The sequence below is a fragment of the Paenibacillus canaveralius genome, from assembly GCF_047238265.1.
GTDB lineage: Bacteria > Bacillota > Bacilli > Paenibacillales > NBRC-103111 > Paenibacillus_F.
In genome coordinates this window covers 3,670,893-3,683,006 of sequence record NZ_JBDFMM010000001.1, presented here as the reverse complement: position 1 = coordinate 3,683,006, position 12,114 = coordinate 3,670,893, and the positions used below count along the sequence as shown (strand labels likewise).

The window sequence follows — 12,114 nt, the reverse complement described above, 5'->3', positions numbered from 1 at the left end:
AAGCTGCCGGGAAAGGTTGACGATACAGGATGGAACGGATTTTGGAGTTGGACCAAATCATTAGGATTTCCGTCACCGACGATAAGTTGACATCCTTACTGAAGTTTGCCGATGTCGGGGATGATTTTACGGTCACGTTTGACGAGCTTCAAGGATTGGCCAGAGCGAACAGCATCGTCCACGGACTCGATACGGAGGTGCTGCTCCGCATTGCGATTGATCCACAGCCCTATCTGCTGGCCGAAACGGTAATCGCCCGTGGCACCCCTCCCGTTAACGGAACGGACGGATACGTCCATTATTTGTACGGACGCAACAACGATACGCATAAACCTGTCGAGACGGAAGACGGACGCGTCGATCTTAAAGAAGTATCCACCTTGAACAACATCATCAAAGGTCAGCTTATCGGCAAAAAAATCGCTCCGACCGAAGGAACGCCAGGCAAAGCCGTAACCGGAGAGCCGCTGCCGGCCCGCGCCGGTAAGGAAGCCAGATTTAAGCTGGGAAAAAACGTCGTGACGGATGCCGAGGAAAACGCCATATATGCCGCTATCGACGGTCTCGTTACTTACACGGACCGCAACAAGGTAAACGTGTTTCCCGTATACGAAGTGAACGGGGATGTGGATTACCGTACCGGTAACATCGATTTCGTCGGAACCGTCGTCATTCGCGGAAACGTGAGCCCCGGTTTCAAAATCAAAGCATCCGGCGATATCCGTATCGTGGGCGGTGTGGAAGCGGCCGAACTTGAAGCCAGCGGTTCCGTTGAGATAACCGCCGGGATCGTGGGCAGGAACAAAGCCGTAATCCGGGCGGGGAAAAACGTGAAATCTTCCTTTATTCAGGATGCGACGGTAGAAGCGGCGGAAACGATTACTGTTTCCCAAAGTATACTTCATTCGACTATTCGGGCGGGTAAAATCGTCGCTTGCAACGGGCCTAAGGGGCTGATAGTGGGCGGAACCGTGCAGGCGGGCGAGAAAGTGATCGCCAGAACGATCGGAAATTCCCTCTCCAATGCGACAGCCATCGAGGTGGGAGTCCTTCCGGAGCTTCGCAATGAATTGATTCAGCTTCGTTCCCAGCTCAAAGTGCTTGCGGATAACCAGTCCAAGACGGACAAAGCCCTTATTTTGCTGGACCAGCTGGCAGCGTCCGGCCAGCTCGGACCGGACAAAGTAGCGCTGCGAATTAAGCTGAATCATACTAAGCGGCAGGCGGGAGAAGAACAGCGCGAGCTTCGCGAGCGGATTTTCGAAATGGAGAAATCGCTTGAAGACAGCGACCGTTCCAGCGTGGAAGTGATCTCTACCGTTTACGGAGGAGCCAAAATCGTGATCGGCCGCTACACGAAATTCATTAAAGATCCGATGAGCCATGTCGTGTTCCAGCTTGTTGCAGGCGATATCGGCCACAGTGCCTATATGCCTAAGTAAAGCTCCTTGGTGAAGACCATAACCAGCGATAATGACGAGGTGGAACTTCTATGGATATGAAACCGGTCGATTTGCAGTTTGCGGTTCACAAGAATGATCAGGCCGGCATCCGGCAGCAGCAGTTGAACCACAAGCCCGAGATGGACCAAGTGCTGTTGGGGGCGGAAAATGAAAAGGCCGCCGAACATAACCGGAAAGCCAGCGAGAAAATCGGAGAGAGCGAAGAGGCTCAAATCCGTAAAGAGGGCAGGCAGAACGGCGGTCAGGGCGGTAGGGGCCGGCAGCAGAGGAAAGGGGCCGCTCCTCAAGAAACGGAGCCTCCTATGGCGGTTCACCCTTTTAAAGGCTCGCATATCGATTTGAGTCTGTAAGGAAGATTGGAAAGTACAGGTGATGTTAAAATGGATCCTTGGCAGATGATTGTTCTTCTCGGCCTCGTTATTGTGGTGTTTGCGGGACTGATTCCCCGTTCGGCCGCAAAAAAAGGCGGGCAGGCGCCTTCGGCCCAGCTTGTGAATGAGCTGGAAGAGAGCATGGCTCACTTCGCATCCGATCTTGAGCAGCAGAACCAGGCGCTCATCGACCTGTTCAAAGAGACGCAGAGAGAGCACAAACTTGAGGTCGCCAAACTGACCGCCAGGCTTGAAGTGCTGGAACGCCGCAGCGCGGAAGGAACCGGTGCGGCGGTGAATGGCGGCCGTGGCACCGGGCCGGAGTTCTTCCGCCAGGAAGGCCCGCGGAACCCGGAAACGCACGTCTACACGGACCCTGCCGTGCAGTCGCACGGATCCGCACCGGCAAAGCCTCTCCCTTCGCAGAAGGAGGAGCTCCGGACCGCGGAAGCCTCTGCTGCCGTGTCTGCTCAGCCGCAGAATGCTCTGCGGGGAGAGCAGGAGCTGTCCGTGCGAGCCCGGTACGCGGCCCTTTTTGAGCTGCATGACCAGGGAAGATCCACGGAGCAGATCGCTAAACAGCTCGGGATGAACAAAGGGGAAGTCATGCTGATCATGCAGACTGGCCAAGCGGGAGGGACATTCCGATGAAAGTAAATAAAACGCTGCTGGTGGGAATCGGCATCGGCATGATCACGGGTTCGGCGCTTCTTCAGTTGATGCTTTCGGCTGCCCGGCCCGTTCAGCCTTTGTCGCAAAATTCGGCCGTTTCCATTGAACAGATGGATATGAACAAGCTGAAAACCGAGGCGGGCAAGTATTATCAGGTTTTTGACAAAAACCAGCCCGTCTTCACGAAAGAGCAGCATGAACAGGAGACTGCAGAAGCAGCTTGGAGGCGGAGAAAGCGAAAGCGTCATCCGTTCAGCAGCCCGCTCCTTCGGCGCAGCCGCAAATAACCGCCGTCTACATCGCCCCCGGAATGAGGTCCAGCCAGGTGGCGAAGATCGTTTTCGTAAGCGGATTAGTCGAGAGCCAGGAGCAGTTTGAACAGGCGATGGCGGCTAAAGCGGCTACGGGAAAGATCAAGTCGGGCGTTCATAAATTTACAGGCAAGCCGGCGCTGGACGAGATCATTCAGAATCTGACCAGCAAACCCGAATAAAAATAAGGCTCTTGCATCGCGCGAGGGTCTTATTTTGCGTTCGGAAGGGAATAATGATAACGCCCTGCCGGTGCCTTTTCGCCGGTTAAAAATCTTGCCGAAAGTTGTCTTCAAACGCTGTTGCATCCCGCATGCGACTTGTGGTATAGTTATTGACGGTGTTAAAAACACACGACAGTTAATTCGTATAACGGTGCTTGTCCGAACCTTGCGTACGGCGAGTTTTATACGAAGATGCGGCTGTCGGAGGAGCATTACACTAAAACCATTTTATTGAGGAGGTGTGTGAGGATGGCAGTAATTTCCATGAAGCAGCTTCTAGAAGCTGGGGTACACTTCGGTCACCAAACCCGTCGTTGGAACCCGAAAATGGACAAATACATCTTCACTGAAAGAAACGGCATTTACATTATCGATCTACAAAAAACGGTTAAAAAGGTTGAGGAAGCTTACAACTTCGTTAAATCGGTCTCCGCTGAGAACGGTACGATCATGTTCGTAGGCACCAAAAAACAAGCTCAAGATTCCGTTAAAGAAGAAGCGGAACGTTGCGGCATGTTCTATATCAACCAACGCTGGCTCGGCGGCACGCTGACCAACTTCCAAACGATTCAAAAGCGTATCAACCGTCTGAAAGAGCTTGAAAAAATGGAGCAGGACGGCACGTTCGAACTTCTTCCTAAGAAAGAAGTTATCATCCTGAACAAGGAAAAAGATCGCCTCGATAAATTCCTCGGCGGCATCAAAGGCATGAAAGGCCTGCCTAGCGCCCTGTTCATCATTGATCCACGCAAAGAGCGTATTGCGGTTGCAGAAGCTCGCAAACTTGGTATCCCAATCGTGGGTATCGTTGACACGAACTGCGATCCGGACGAAATCGACTACGTTATCCCAGGTAATGACGACGCGATCCGCGCTGTTAAATTGCTGACAGGTAAAATGGCCGATGCCGTGATCGAAGCTAACCAAGGCGAACAAACAACGGCTTAATCGACATAAACGAACGTAACAGGAAAAGGGTGGTCTGAAGGCACTTAAGCCTATCACCGCCCTTTTTTTAAAATACTTACACTCTTAGGGAGGTCCCTATTATGGCAGTAACAGCAGCAATGGTAAAAGAATTGCGTGAAAAAACAGGCGCAGGTATGCTTGATTGCAAAAAAGCGCTGGACGAAGCACAAGGCGATCTGACGAAAGCAAGCGAAATCCTTCGCGAGAAAGGTCTTGCCGCTGCCGCTAACAAAGCGGGCCGTGTAGCTACCGAAGGCGTTGTAGAATCCTACATCCATGCTGGCGGACGTATCGGCGTTCTCGTTGAAGTTAACTGCGAAACGGACTTCGTCGCCAAAACGGACAACTTCCGTGATTTCGTAAAAGGTATCGCGATGCAAATCGCAACTGCGAACCCTTCCTACGTACGTCGTGAAGAAGTTCCGACCGAAGAGCTTGATAAAGAAAAAGAAATTCTTCGCAACCAGGCGCTGAACGAAGGCAAACCTGCTCACATCGTGGACAAAATGGTTGAAGGCCGCATCAGCAAATACTACGAAGAAATTTGTCTGATGGAACAATCTTACATCAAAGATCCGGACAAAACGGTATCCGTTCTGCTGAACGAAATGATCAGCACGATCGGCGAGAACATCTCCATCCGCCGCTTTGCACGCTTTGAGCTGGGTGAAGGTCTTGAGAAGAAAGTCGACAACTTCGTAGAAGAAGTAATGGCACAAGCCAAAGGCAACGCCTAATACCGAACGGACCGAAAGCGGGAACACATTGTGTTCCTTCTTTTATAAACAGAAACGGTATAAGAAAGATAGAAGCACGCTGATTTGTCAGAACGGAGGGTACCAAAGTTGGAGCGACCTTTGTATAAAAGAGTAATCTTAAAGCTGAGCGGCGAGGCTCTTGCCGGACAGCAAGGATTCGGGATCGAATCGGACATCATTTCTTCTATCGCCCTGCAGGTGAAAGATGTGGTTGATCTCGGGGTGGAAGTTGCTATCGTCGTGGGCGGAGGCAACATCTGGCGCGGGATTGCAGGCAGTGCCAAAGGCATTGACCGGGCTACGGCGGACTACATGGGTATGCTTGCGACAGTCATGAATTCCCTGGCTATGCAGGACGCGCTGGAGAATATTGGCGTGCCGACCCGTGTGCAAAGCTCCATTTCCATGCAGCAGGTAGCGGAGCCTTATATCCGCAGAAGAGCGATTCGTCATCTGGAGAAAGGCCGAGTCGTCATCTTTGCTGCCGGAACAGGTAACCCTTATTTTTCCACGGATACGACGGCTGCGCTTAGAGCGGCCGAGATTGAAGCGGAAGTTATCCTGATGGCCAAAAACAAAGTGGACGGAGTTTACTCCGCTGATCCTTTCAAAGACGAAACGGCCGAGAAATACGAGACCCTCACTTATCTTGAGGTGCTTAACAAAAATCTCGGCGTGATGGATTCAACCGCTTCCTCGCTGTGCATGGACAACAATATCCCGCTTATCGTATTTTCGATCACAGAGAATGGTAACATTAAACGGGTAGTCCTCGGCGAAAAAATCGGTACCATTGTCAAAGGGAGTGTATAATCGTATGCCGCAATCGATTAAAAAGAATGCAGAAGAGCGGATGAGCAAGGCTATCGACGCACTCAAGCGCGATCTGGCTACTCTGCGTGCAGGCCGCGCAAACCCTGCGCTGCTGGATAAAATCCAAGTGGAATACTACGGCGCCTTGACTCCGGTCAACCAGCTGGCTAACATCTCCACGCCGGATTCCCGCACGCTGATCATTCAGCCGTGGGATAAAAGCTCTATGGGAGCCATCGAGAAAGCCATCCTTAAGTCCGAGCTGGGCTTGACTCCGGCTAACGACGGTACGGTGATTCGTCTGGTCATCCCGCCGCTTACGGAAGAACGCCGTAGCGATCTGGTCAAGCTGACCCGCAAATACGGGGAAGAGGCCAAAGTCGCTATCCGTAATATCCGCCGCGATGCCAACGATGACATCAAGAAGCAGGAGAAAAACGGTATTTCGGAAGACGAGTCTCGTCGTCACCAAGACGATATTCAGAAATTTACGGACAAATTCACGGCTGAAGTCGAGAAGGTCCTGACAGGTAAAGAAAAAGAAATTATGGAAGTGTAAACGGCTATCGTCGCCCCCTGAAATACCGGGGGCTTTTCATCTTTCCATAGTGGGGGAAAAAAGATGTTCAATCAACTGAAAAAATGGCTTGGAAACGAGTCTGCACAGGACGAGAAGTCTCCCCATTTGGAGTTGGACAACGTTCCGTCTCATATTGCCATTATTATGGACGGAAACGGACGCTGGGCGAAACAGCGCGGACTTCCCCGTGTGGCCGGGCACCATTCCGGTATGAAGAATGTGAAGAAAATCACCATTGCAGCCGACAGTATCGGAGTCAAGGTGCTGACGATGTATGCATTTTCCACGGAAAACTGGAAACGGCCGAAAGAGGAAGTCGAATTCCTCATGAAGCTGCCCCAGGAATTTTTTCCTTTGGAGATCGAAGAACTGATTGAGCGTAATGTGCGTATTCGTATGACCGGCTGGAAAGAAAGCCTGCCGGATTACACATTGAATGCCATTGAGGATGCCATCGAGCGTACAAAGAATAACACAGGCCTCATTTTAAACTTTGCTCTGAATTACGGTGGCCGCAAAGAACTGCTCGCCGGCGTTCAGGATGTGCTGAGGGATGTCCGGGAAGGTAAACTTCGCCCGGAAGAGTTGTCCGAGGAAACGTTTTCTTCGTATATGCTCACTTCCGGACTACCCGACCCCGACTTGCTGATCCGGACGAGCGGAGAGTTGAGGCTTAGCAATTTTCTGCTGTGGCAGCTCGCATATACCGAATTATGGTTTACGGAAGCTTACTGGCCTGAATTCTCGGAAGAGCATTTTTACCGGGCCGTTGCCGAATACCAACGACGGGCAAGACGATACGGAGGCTTGTAAGCATCGGTTTGGAGGAATGAAGCGTTGAAGCAGAGAATTCTGACGGGAGCGATAGCCGGAGCCGGATTTCTGGGCCTGCTGGCTGTCGGCGGCAACTGGTTTGCCGCCCTTATCGTACTTATGGCCATAATCGGCTTTGATGAGTATGTGCGAATGAACAAGTTGAAAGACCACCGGATCACATGGCTGGTCGGCATGATCGCTTTGATCTTGCTAACCCTTCCATGGGAGCTGCACCGGTTTACCTACGAGCTTAACGAGGTCGGCCTGATCTGGGGAGCCGCCTTCGTGTTGATGGCCGCCACGGTCTTGTCCAAAAACAAAATCACGATCGACATGGTGTCGCTTCTTTTTCTCGGAGTGGTGTACATCGGTGTCGGATTTCACTATATGATCATGACGCGGTGGATACCCGAGCATGGTTTGTTTTGGACCTTCCTTATTTTTGTCTGTATTTGGGCGACGGATTCCGGCGCGTATTTTGTCGGATCGAAATTCGGCAAACATCTGCTTTGGCCGGTAATCAGCCCGAAAAAGTCGGTTGAGGGAGCACTCGGCGGAGTGCTGATCGCTATCGTGGCGGGGCTGTGTTTCTCCCTGGCCCGTCCGGAACTTCTGTCTCCGGCTCGTGCGGTACTGATCGGAGTCGTTATAGCCGTATCGGGACAATTTGGCGACCTTATCCAATCCGCTTACAAGCGGGTGAAAGGGATTAAGGATACGGGGACTATTCTGCCGGGTCATGGCGGAATTCTCGACCGCGTGGACAGCTGGCTTATCGTTTTTCCGCTTGTCCACTGGCTTGCCCTGATTCCTTCCTGAACCGGTTTACGCGTCCATCAGACAGAATAAACCCAGGCTCATCCAACGGGGGAGATTATGAATAAACGAATAGCAATACTTGGTTCCACCGGTTCGATCGGGACACAGACACTTGATGTGATCGCCCATCATCCGGAACAATTTACGGTCGAAGCTCTTGCCGGCGGCCAAAACGTGGAGCTTCTGGCCGAGCAAATCCGCAGGTTCAAGCCGAAACTGGCTTCGGTGGCCACACGGGAGCTGGCGGACAGATTATCCGCTCTTATACCCGGCGGTACGCGGATTATGTACGGTGAAGAGGGGCTTCTGGAGACCGCTGCCGGAACCGATGCGGATCTGGTCGTAACGGCTGTAGTCGGCAACCGGGGGCTGGAGCCGACGATCGCTGCGATTGAAGCGGGCAAAACGATCGGCCTGGCGAATAAAGAGCCGCTTGTAAGCGCGGGGCATCTGGTAACGGAAGCCGCAAGACGCAAAGGCGTACGGCTGCTGCCTATCGACAGCGAACACTCCGCGATTTTCCAGTGTCTGAACGGCGAACGCCGGGAAGAGGTCAGGAAAATCACCATCACGGCTTCCGGCGGTTCTTTCCGGGATCGTACCCGGGAGGAGCTGGAAGGCGTCACCGTGGAGCAGGCGTTGAACCATCCGAACTGGTCCATGGGTGCAAAGATCACGATCGACTCGGCGACCATGGTCAACAAAGGGCTTGAAGTCATCGAAGCCCACTGGCTTTTTGACCTGCCTTACGATCAGATCGGTGTGCTTCTGCATCCGGAGAGCATCATTCACTCTTATGTCGAGTTCAAGGACAGCAGCATCATAGCCCAGCTCGGAAACCCGGACATGCGCGTGCCGATCCAGTACGCGTTGTCCTACCCGAACCGGCTCCTGTCTCCGGCCAAATCCCTGGATCTTGCGGAAATCGCCACGCTGAATTTCCGGCCCATGGATTTCGACCGGTTCCCGTGCCTTCGCATGGCTTACGAAAGCGGCCGGACCGGAGGCACGGCACCGACCGTGTTTAATGCGGCCAACGAACAAGCCGTAGCGAAATTTTTGCGGGGAGAGATTCCTTTTCTCCGTATTGAAACGATTATAGAAGAATGTCTGCAAAGGCATTCGGTGTTGAGCAATCCGCAGATCGGTGATATTTTGGAAGCCGACCGGTGGGCGCGTGAAACCGCGTCTCTGCTCGGCTGAGCCTCTATGAAGGGTGAACCGGCCGCTCTGGAAATTTTCCGGACGGCCGGTTTTTTAGTCTATGAGCCCCGTGTTCCCGCGTATACTGACATAGGCGATTGCTTGTATTAGCCCGCTCAATAATGGTACATTAGGAACATACGTAAGCATAAACGAGACGGCTTTCAGGAGAGAAAGCGCCGGAGGAGGCAGATGCGGGTTGGGAAGCATTGAGACAGGACTGAAAATCGTCCTTATGTTCTTCGTCCTCGTCACGATTCATGAGTGGGGACATTTTTATTTTGCGAAACGGGCCGGAATTTTGGTGCGTGAATTCGCTATCGGGTTCGGACCAAAATTATTTTCATATAAAAAGGGCGAAACTCGTTACACATTGAGATTGCTTCCGTTCGGCGGATACGTCCGCATGGCGGGCGAAGACCCGGAAATCGTACAAGTCCAGGACGGACAGACGATTGCCGTGAAGTTAAACAAAGACAATCAAGTCACCAAGCTTTATTTGGATCAGCTTGACCAGCGGGCGAACGTCATTCAAGGCTCCGTACAGCAGATCGATCTGGAGAAAGATCTGTTTGTAAAGCTTGAAGTGGGAGACGAGCAGGTCCGTTACCCCGTTCAGCCGGATGCCCTCATGGTTACCCGCGGCGTGGAAACACAGATCGCACCGCTTGACCGGCAGTTCGGCAGCAAAACGGTGGGACAGCGGTTCCTGTCAATTCTGATGGGTCCGGTTATGAACTTTTTGCTGGCCGCGGTTCTGTTTCTCACTCTCGTTATTATGCAGGGAGTTCCGACGAACGTTAAAGTCGACAAGCTGGAGCCCGGCCGCCCTTCCGAGAAAGCGGGGCTTATGGCCGGAGACGTCATCGTGTCCGTGAACCAGGAGACGATCGGAGACAGCCGCGAGAAGTTTATGAAGGTGGTCGGTTCCTCGCCCAACCAGAAAATGAACTGGGTAATCCAGCGGGGCGGCGTCGAGAAAAAAATCGAAATCACTCCGGATGAGAACGGCAAGGTCGGTGTATATATTACGGGAGATAAGCGTTCGGCCTCCTTTGGGGAAACCATAAAGGGTACCTACAACTATGTGTCTACTTCCACAGTTGGAATCCTGGACGGATTTAAGAAGCTCGTGCTGGGTCAGTTCAAAATGGACGATCTGGGCGGTCCGGTACGCATTGTGCAGGTAACGGGAGAGTTCGCCAGCCACGGCAGCGAATCGTACATTTACTGGGTGGCGCTGTTAAGCCTGTATCTGGGGCTGTTTAATCTGCTGCCGTTTCCCGCGCTTGACGGAAGCCGGCTCGTATTTCTTGCCATCGAAGCGGTTCGCGGCAAGCCGGTAGATCCCAACCGCGAAAGCATGGTCCACTTTATCGGTTTTGCCATGCTCATGCTATTGATGGTCGCCGTGACCTACAACGATATTTTACGTTTAATTAAAAGCTAATCTGTATTATGATAGAGAAATGTAACCGTTAGGTGAAACGATGCCTGTCCGCCCGCCGGGTGAACCTTGCGTTCGCCCCGCCGGACGGACTTCCGTAGGAGGATCCGTATGTCCAAAGATAAACAATTTGTCCGGGAAATTACGCCGCAGGGCGAAGATTTCTCCCAGTGGTACATTGATGTCATCAAAAAAGCCGACCTTATGAGCTATTCCCCGGTTCGCGGGTGCATGGTTTTCAAGCCGGACGGCTACGAGATTTGGGAAAACATCCAGCGTGAGCTAGACAAGCGTTTCAAGGAAACGGGGCACCGCAACGCCTATTTCCCGCTATTCATCCCGGAGAGCTTTTTCCAGAAGGAAAAAGAACATGTGGAAGGCTTCAATCCGGAGCTTCCATGGGTAACCGAAGCGGGCGGCGAGAAGCTTGAAGAGCGTCTGGCCATCCGTCCGACTTCCGAGACGATGATCGGTCATATGTACGCGGAATGGATCAATTCCTACCGTGACCTGCCGCTTCTTATCAACCAATGGGCGAACGTGGTCCGCTGGGAGAAACGTACTCTGCCGTTCCTTCGTACGACGGAGTTTTTGTGGCAGGAAGGACATACCGCTCACGAGGACGAAGAAGACGCGCGGCGTGAAACGATGCAGATGCTGGAGATTTACAGAGATTTCGCTGAAAACTTCCTTGCCATGCCTGTTATCATCGGTCAGAAAACACCTTCCGAGAAGTTTGCCGGTGCGGTGGATACGTTCTCGATCGAAGCCATGATGAAAGACGGCAAAGCGGTACAAGCGGGTACTTCGCATTATCTAGGCACCAATTTTGCGGTTGCCTTCGACATTAAATATTTGAACCGGGAAAATCAGCACCAGTTCGCGCATACCACTTCCTGGGGAGTGAGCACTCGTCTGATCGGCGCGACGATCATGGCACACGGGGACGACCGCGGACTGGCGCTGCCGCCTAAAGTCGCTCCTACACAAGTAATCATGATCCCGATCGGCCCTCCTAAAACGAGAGAGCAGGTCGTGGCCCGTACGGATGAGCTGTTTGCGGAATTAAAGCAGGCGGGTGTACGGGTAAGAGTGGACGACCGTGCGGACCTGAGTCCGGGCTGGAAATTCAACGAGTACGAAATGCGCGGCGTTCCGATCCGCGTCGAGCTGGGACCGCGCGACATGGAGAACGGCCAAATCGTTCTCGTATCCCGGATTACCGGAGAGAAGAAAATCGTCCAGCAGGTCAACTTCGTTCAGGAAGTTCAGCAGCTTTTGGAAGAGATACACCAAGAGATGTTCAACCGTGCGAAGCAGCACCTTGAAGAGCATTTGATCGCGGTAGACACGCTGGATGAATTTAAGCAATACTTGGAAACGAACCGCGGGTTTGCGCTTGCAGGCTGGTGCGGTTCGGAAGCTTGTGAAGCCCAGGTCAAAGAAGAGGCGGGAGCAACGAGCCGAAACATTCCGTTTGCGCCGCGGGAATCGAAAGAAACCTGTCTGGTTTGCGGAGATAAAGCCAAGCACACCGTCGTTTTCGGTAAATCTTATTAAGCACGATTACAATGAAGGGCAAACGAGATTACTTTCTCTCTTTGTCCTTTTCTTTTTCCGGCCGGATGAGAACAAGGCGGCAAACGGAGCAAGCCGGAAGCTTGGGGG

At 52.6% G+C, this 12,114-nt stretch carries 14 protein-coding genes; all 14 read left to right on the top strand.

Annotation, left to right across the window (positions count from 1 at the left end):
• Positions 1-29: 29 nt before the first annotated feature.
• The 14 genes from ABC395_RS16510 to proS all read left to right on the top strand — a co-directional run bounded on the left by ABC395_RS16510 (position 30) and on the right by proS (position 12,006).
• The gene (locus ABC395_RS16510) at positions 30-1,442 is read left to right on the top strand and encodes a flagellar assembly protein A (RefSeq protein WP_413004768.1); all 1,413 of its coding nucleotides are present in this window, start codon (positions 30-32) and stop codon (positions 1,440-1,442) included.
• A 50-nt stretch (positions 1,443-1,492) separates the two neighbouring features.
• Entirely contained in the window at positions 1,493-1,813 is a 321-nt protein-coding gene (locus ABC395_RS16505) for a hypothetical protein (protein ID WP_413004766.1), read from the top strand.
• 30 nt (positions 1,814-1,843) lie between these two features.
• Positions 1,844-2,485 carry a hypothetical protein gene (locus tag ABC395_RS16500; RefSeq protein WP_413004764.1) on the top strand — a complete coding sequence of 214 codons (642 nt, stop codon included), beginning with the start codon at positions 1,844-1,846 and terminating at the stop codon, positions 2,483-2,485.
• A complete protein-coding gene (locus tag ABC395_RS16495) occupies positions 2,482-2,793 on the top strand; it encodes a hypothetical protein (protein WP_413004762.1) in 312 nt (103 codons plus the stop codon). The genes ABC395_RS16500 and ABC395_RS16495 overlap by 4 nt, the downstream gene beginning before the upstream one ends.
• A 38-nt stretch (positions 2,794-2,831) precedes the next feature.
• Positions 2,832-2,999 (top strand): hypothetical protein, encoded by a 168-nt coding sequence (locus ABC395_RS16490; RefSeq protein WP_413004760.1) that lies wholly within the window; start codon positions 2,832-2,834, stop codon positions 2,997-2,999.
• 291 nt (positions 3,000-3,290) lie between these two features.
• On the top strand, positions 3,291-3,989 hold the full coding sequence (rpsB, locus tag ABC395_RS16485) for a 30S ribosomal protein S2 (RefSeq protein WP_009676777.1): 699 nt from the start codon (positions 3,291-3,293) through the stop codon (positions 3,987-3,989).
• A gap of 101 nt (positions 3,990-4,090) precedes the next feature.
• Complete coding sequence (gene tsf / locus ABC395_RS16480) at positions 4,091-4,747, top strand: translation elongation factor Ts (protein WP_413004758.1); 657 nt, start codon at positions 4,091-4,093, stop codon at positions 4,745-4,747.
• A gap of 108 nt (positions 4,748-4,855) precedes the next feature.
• Positions 4,856-5,581, top strand: a complete 726-nt coding sequence (gene pyrH, locus ABC395_RS16475; RefSeq protein ID WP_009676779.1) for a UMP kinase — start codon at positions 4,856-4,858, stop codon at positions 5,579-5,581.
• A gap of 4 nt (positions 5,582-5,585) precedes the next feature.
• Positions 5,586-6,140 carry a ribosome recycling factor gene (gene frr, locus ABC395_RS16470; RefSeq protein ID WP_103993835.1) on the top strand — a complete coding sequence of 185 codons (555 nt, stop codon included), beginning with the start codon at positions 5,586-5,588 and terminating at the stop codon, positions 6,138-6,140.
• A 63-nt stretch (positions 6,141-6,203) separates the two neighbouring features.
• Positions 6,204-6,974 (top strand): undecaprenyl pyrophosphate synthase, encoded by a 771-nt coding sequence (uppS, locus tag ABC395_RS16465; protein ID WP_413004756.1) that lies wholly within the window; start codon positions 6,204-6,206, stop codon positions 6,972-6,974.
• A 24-nt stretch (positions 6,975-6,998) separates the two neighbouring features.
• Complete coding sequence (locus ABC395_RS16460; RefSeq protein ID WP_413004754.1) at positions 6,999-7,796, top strand: phosphatidate cytidylyltransferase; 798 nt, start codon at positions 6,999-7,001, stop codon at positions 7,794-7,796.
• 57 nt (positions 7,797-7,853) lie between these two features.
• Positions 7,854-8,999 (top strand): 1-deoxy-D-xylulose-5-phosphate reductoisomerase, encoded by a 1,146-nt coding sequence (locus ABC395_RS16455; RefSeq protein WP_413004753.1) that lies wholly within the window; start codon positions 7,854-7,856, stop codon positions 8,997-8,999.
• 199 nt (positions 9,000-9,198) lie between these two features.
• Positions 9,199-10,449, top strand: a complete 1,251-nt coding sequence (gene rseP, locus ABC395_RS16450; protein WP_413004751.1) for an RIP metalloprotease RseP — start codon at positions 9,199-9,201, stop codon at positions 10,447-10,449.
• 108 nt (positions 10,450-10,557) lie between these two features.
• Positions 10,558-12,006, top strand: coding sequence for a proline--tRNA ligase (gene proS / locus ABC395_RS16445; RefSeq protein WP_413004750.1), 1,449 nt, complete (start codon positions 10,558-10,560; stop codon positions 12,004-12,006).
• Positions 12,007-12,114: the final 108 nt, after the last annotated feature.

What these genes read in the sequence shown, in the direction of transcription:
- tsf (WP_413004758.1), top strand. Translation starts at nt 4,091, where the DNA reads ATGGCAGTAACAGCAGCAATGGTAAAAGAATTGCGTGAAAAAACAGGC.
- ABC395_RS16500 (WP_413004764.1), top strand. Translation starts at nt 1,844, where the DNA reads ATGGATCCTTGGCAGATGATTGTTCTTCTCGGCCTCGTTATTGTGGTG.
- ABC395_RS16455 (WP_413004753.1), top strand. Translation starts at nt 7,854, where the DNA reads ATGAATAAACGAATAGCAATACTTGGTTCCACCGGTTCGATCGGGACA.
- ABC395_RS16510 (WP_413004768.1), top strand. Translation starts at nt 30, where the DNA reads ATGGAACGGATTTTGGAGTTGGACCAAATCATTAGGATTTCCGTCACC.
- proS (WP_413004750.1), top strand. Translation starts at nt 10,558, where the DNA reads ATGTCCAAAGATAAACAATTTGTCCGGGAAATTACGCCGCAGGGCGAA.
- uppS (WP_413004756.1), top strand. Translation starts at nt 6,204, where the DNA reads ATGTTCAATCAACTGAAAAAATGGCTTGGAAACGAGTCTGCACAGGAC.
- rpsB (WP_009676777.1), top strand. Translation starts at nt 3,291, where the DNA reads ATGGCAGTAATTTCCATGAAGCAGCTTCTAGAAGCTGGGGTACACTTC.
- ABC395_RS16505 (WP_413004766.1), top strand. Translation starts at nt 1,493, where the DNA reads ATGGATATGAAACCGGTCGATTTGCAGTTTGCGGTTCACAAGAATGAT.
- frr (WP_103993835.1), top strand. Translation starts at nt 5,586, where the DNA reads ATGCCGCAATCGATTAAAAAGAATGCAGAAGAGCGGATGAGCAAGGCT.
- ABC395_RS16495 (WP_413004762.1), top strand. Translation starts at nt 2,482, where the DNA reads ATGAAAGTAAATAAAACGCTGCTGGTGGGAATCGGCATCGGCATGATC.